The sequence below is a fragment of the Streptomyces spongiae genome, assembly GCF_009377185.1.
Lineage (GTDB): Bacteria > Actinomycetota > Actinomycetes > Streptomycetales > Streptomycetaceae > Streptomyces > Streptomyces spongiae.
On record NZ_VJZC01000716.1, the window covers coordinates 1 to 4,553 of the forward strand.

General features: G+C 71.9%; 3 protein-coding genes and 1 pseudogene. 1 reads left to right on the forward strand and 3 read right to left on the reverse strand.

What is annotated here, in order from left to right; translation table 11 throughout:
- The 3 genes from FNH08_RS45205 to FNH08_RS45215 all read right to left on the reverse strand — a co-directional run.
- On the reverse strand, positions 1 to 831 hold an 831-nt coding region (locus FNH08_RS45205; protein WP_322726484.1), incomplete at its 3' end, for a bifunctional transcriptional activator/DNA repair enzyme AdaA.
- Positions 832 to 913: 82 nt separating this feature from the next.
- Positions 914 to 3,271: a glycosyl hydrolase family 95 catalytic domain-containing protein gene (locus FNH08_RS45210; RefSeq protein ID WP_152777377.1), complete on the reverse strand. Its 2,358-nt coding sequence runs from the start codon at positions 3,269 to 3,271 to the stop codon at positions 914 to 916.
- Positions 3,272 to 3,415: 144 nt separating this feature from the next.
- Complete coding sequence (locus FNH08_RS45215) at positions 3,416 to 3,898, reverse strand: DUF456 domain-containing protein (RefSeq protein ID WP_152777379.1); 483 nt, start codon at positions 3,896 to 3,898, stop codon at positions 3,416 to 3,418.
- A gap of 353 nt (positions 3,899 to 4,251) precedes the next feature.
- Between FNH08_RS45215 and FNH08_RS52755 the strand changes: the two are divergent.
- A pseudogene (locus FNH08_RS52755) lies at positions 4,252 to 4,553 on the forward strand (protein phosphatase 2C domain-containing protein); the annotation flags it as partial.

A 4,553-nucleotide genomic window follows, 5' to 3' on the forward strand; every position in this document is an offset into this window, starting at 1 on the left:
CCCCGACCCCCTGCCGGAATCCACGACCGTACCGCCCCCCGAACCGCCGCCCGGCCGCTCGTCGACCGCGACGACCCCGTGGCCGTACGGCAGCCGCAGCGTGCGCCGGTAGGTGCGGCGCCCGGGTGGGCCGCTCATCTCCTCGACACCCGGGACCGCCTCGTCGGCCAGCAGGTCGAAGACGGCGGCGGACTGGTACGGCCCCCGGTAGGCGAGCCGCAGCGGAATCCCGGCGGACGGGGCAGCGGCCCGCCTGCCGGTGCCGCCTCCCCGGCGGGGCGCGGCGGCACGCAGTTCCGTGGGCGTGGCGGCGTACACGGCACGGATCGTGTCGTTGAACTGCCGCACGCTGGCGAACCCGGACGCGAACGCGATCTCCGTGATCGGCAGGTCGGTGGTCTGCAACAGCACGCGCGTGGTGTGGGCCCGTTGCGCGCGGGCCAGCGCCACCGGTCCCGCGCCGACCTCGGCGGTGAGCTGCCGCTGCACCTGGCGGGCGCTGTAACCGAGCCGTACGGCCAGCCCGGCGACGCCCTCCCGGTCGACGACGCCGTCGCCGATCATGCGCATGGCACGACCGACGACGTCCGCGCGTACGTTCCACGCGGCGGACCCGGGCACCGCGTCCGGCCGGCACCGCCGACAGGCCCGGAACCCGGCGCCCTGAGCGGCCGCGGCGGTCGCGTAGTACCGCACGTTCCGCCGTTTCGGCGTCACCGCGGGGCAACTCGGCCGGCAGTAGATCCCGGTCGTCTCGACGGCGAAGAAGAACTCCCCGTCGAACCGGGCGTCCCTGCTCCGCACGGCCTCGTACCTGGTCTCTTCATCGATCACGTTGTCCAGTCTGCGTGATCGCCTGTGGTGGGGCTGGCGGATTTCGGACGCGGCGTTGGGGGCGAAGAAAACCCTGCCCTCACTCAGCCGGTAGCCCCCACCTCGGCGCCCCCTCGTTCGGTCGGACCGGGGCGACGGTCAGGTCGGGGCGGTCGCCGCGGGCGGTGATCAGGGCCGACTCGCCCTTGCTCAAGGCGATACGGATCGAACCCTCACCCGCGTCCGAGTACCGCAACCTCCGCCCCTTCCCATCGCGCACATCGACCGCCCCCGCGACCCCGTGCCGCACGACGCACGGCGCCCCCGCCTCGCTGGTCAGCCGGACCCAGCGGGTCACGCCGCCCTTGCGTACCGCGGAGAGCAGAAAGGCACCCTGGGTACGGAAGTCGTGGACCGTGAGGTCCGCCCAGGCGGCGGGCAGCGCGGGGAACACGCGGATGATCCCGCCCCAGGACTGGCAGACCATGTCGTGCAGGGACTGGGCGGCCGACAACGGCGTCTCGATGACCGGCCCCGACTCCTGGTACATGGTGTTGGGCTGGATGAAGCGGGACATGAGCTGCCCGAGGTAGCCCAGCGCGTCCTCACCCTTGCCGAGCAGTGCCGACATCGAGGCCGCACCGGTGAACGTGTAGCCCTGGAGCGCGCCCTCGAAGCCGACCCAGTGCGCCAGTGACTTCTCGATCAGGGCCCGTTCCTCGGTGGTTCGGCCGGTCACCTCGTACAGGGGGTACACGGCGAGCATGTGCGAGTAGTGGCGGTGCGACTTCGCGAAGGGGATGTCCGCGCCGATCATGAAGCCGTTCTCGTCGGTCGGGTAGGCCACCCGCTTGGCCAGTACCTCGCGCCAGCGCGGCGCCAGCTCGTCGTCGATGCCGAGGAGGTCGGCGGAGTCCAGCAGCGTGCGGCAGCCCCAGGTCAGGAGCATCAGGTCGTAGTTGCAGTCCCGTGAGTTCCCGCCGTACTCGGGGGAGAAGGTCGCCGGGAGGTGCAGTTTGCCGTCCGGGCCGGGCTCCAGGAAGTGGAGGTAGTAGTTGACCGCCTTGCGGAGCAGGGGGAAGAGGATGTCCCTCAGGATCGACTCGTCCATGGTGTGGCGGTAGCTGAGCCAGACGTTGTGCAGGGCCCAGGTCAGGTTGCCGACCTCGGGAGTCGGCGGGTCCTGGCCGGGGATGCCCACGCCGTACCCCATGAGCGCGCTCTGCGCGCCGTTGATGAGGTGGGGGTCCGTGGTGCGCGGGATGCCCATCGAGTCGGCGTCGTACGGGGCGGCCACCTCCTTGACCAGGTTCTTCCGGAACTCGCTCAACGACCGGGTGATCGCGTCGAGTTCGAGGTGGTTGGAGCCGTGGATGAGCCAGTACTCCAGTTGCGCGTTGAGGTTCCACCAGGTGTTGGGCCACGGTGTGGGCTCCAGCCAGGGCCCGCAGGTCGCCATCACCGGCGCGTCGCGGCGCGCGGCGGACGCCGTCTTGTACAGCTGGATCCAGTAGAAGCGCTGGATACGGGCGTCGGGCAGCGAGAGGAAGCTCTTGCGGTAGTAGGCGTGCCACCAGGTGTGGTGCGTCAATGCCGCCTGGGAGTAGGGGAGTTGGGATGCGCTTCGGATCGTTCGCACCGCCCGGCCCGCCGCCGTGTTCTGCGGATACGAGTACGCCACGTGGGCGTACAGCGTCCGGCTCGCGCCCCAGGTCCGCTCCCGCCACGCCGTCACGTGCTGCCCGCCCGAGAGCAGGGACTGTACGGACGTGGAGACGCCGTCCCGCTCGCCGACCTCGGCGGGCGGGTTGCCCTGGTAGCCGTCCGGCAGTGGCTTGAACGCGGCGCGCGGGCTGATCGCGTCCGCCGGATGGAACACCCACTTGAAGCCGCGCTCGCCGTCGCTGGGCGTGACCTCCACGGCCAGCACCGAGCGGGAGGTGTGCACCAGGGCCCGGATCGTGAGCGTGCCCCGATCGGTGGTGAGCGTGCCGGTGAGCTCGGCGTCGCGCAGTCGGAGCCGCCAGTCCACGCCGGTGATGCGGCCCACGGGCTCCAGGGTGAAGTAGCCGATCGGGAGCCGGGCGAGCCCGAACAGCGAGCCGAACTCGGGGCGGTGGTCCTGGACCTCGGAGTGCTGCACGTTGAAGCGCACCGCCGTGAACGTGCCGTCCTCCTGGCCGGTGCCCGGCTCCGCGTAGATCCCGGAGCCGAGGAAGCCGTTGCCGAGGAACGGGCCCTCGTACCAGGTCTTTGGCATCCGCTGCCAGACCAGGTCGGCGTCGTCGAGGACCGTGCGCCAGGGGTCTGAGGGGGAGAGTTCGGGGGCGATGGGCGCGGCCGCGCTCGCCTGGGCGGCGGGCAGGCCCCCGGAGAGGACTGTTCCGCCGAGGGCCGTGCCGGTGGCGAGCACCGTACGTCTGGAAGGGCTGGGTATCGCGTCGGACGGGCGGGACATGGTGCCTCCCGGCGGCTCAAGCGGTGTGGTTCGCGTGCAGGTGATTCACCGGAGTGATTCATCGGAGCTATTCCGAGCGTCAACGTAGAGAAGGTGCGAGTGCTCGTCAATAAGAAGGGAGAGATCCGATGTGTCAGCCCTGCGTCAGCCCCAGATCACCGCACACAGCCAGGTCATCGTGACCAGCAGACAGGCGAACAGTTCCGTCAGCACGCTCCAGCCACCCGACCGCATCGCGGTGCGCAGCGCCGCCCTGGCCTCGCGGTGCCGGCCGAGCCGCAGCCGTTCGGAGAGATAGATACCGCCCATGAAGCCGGGTATCGCCCCGATCACCGGTATCAGACAGAAGCCGAGGAGCGCTCCGACCCCGGCGAACACCGCCATGCGGGGGGTCGCACCGCTCGCCTGCAGCCGCCGGGGCGGCAGGATCCAGCGGACCGCCTGGGAGAGCAGCATGACCACGGTCGAGCCCACCAGCACGAACCAGGCGAGGCCGCTGGTGTCCTCCAGCGCCCACCACGCGACCGCGGCCCACACCAGCCAGGATCCCGGTACGCCGGGGACCAGCACTCCGCACAGGCCGAGCAGGAGCACCACCCCGACGAGCAGGAGTTGCGCGGCTCCCATAAGCCCAGGGTGCTGGAGTGAGGAGCCAGACGCAGGTCGCGGGCGCTCGGGCCGTGGTCAGTCCCGTGCGGCCCAGCCCCTCTCGTACGCGTGCCGGCCCCGGTCGGCGCGCCTGGCCGGAGCGGCGGCGCGTCGCGCCACACCGGCCGGCGCCGCGCGCACGGCGCCGGGGGGTTCTCCCGTGGGCCCCGCGGTACACCGCGCGGCGCGGTGTCCTCCAGGGCGGGTGAATCGCCGTACGCCGTACCGCAGTTCGAGGCCGCCTCCGGGGCCGTCGTGCGATGGTCAGCCCCCTGGCCGGTTTTTCCGGAAGCCCCGTTTTCATCCGGCTCCGGCGGTGGACAATTAGGGGCATGAGCCAGCAGGGGGAGAGGTCCACCGGTCGCGAGGACGACTGGTGGGGGCAGCTGTACGACGACTCCACCGAGGACACGGGGCCGACGGCCGCGGCCGATTCCCTCGACGACCGCTTCGCCTCGGCGGCGGGCACGGTGGGGCAGGGGCCGGCGGAGCCCTCGTCCAGCGGTGCCCCGCCGCCACGCGGAGGCCCTCCGACGGTCCCGGGCCGGCGCAACGCGACCCCACCGGACAACATCGACCAGGCCCCGGGCGGCGTCCCGCCCCGCTCCGCCCCCGGGGACGAGGCCCCCGGCGG

What these genes read in the sequence shown, in the direction of transcription:
- FNH08_RS45210 (WP_152777377.1), bottom strand. Translation starts at nt 3,271, where the DNA reads ATGTCCCGCCCGTCCGACGCGATACCCAGCCCTTCCAGACGTACGGTG.
- FNH08_RS45215 (WP_152777379.1), bottom strand. Translation starts at nt 3,898, where the DNA reads ATGGGAGCCGCGCAACTCCTGCTCGTCGGGGTGGTGCTCCTGCTCGGC.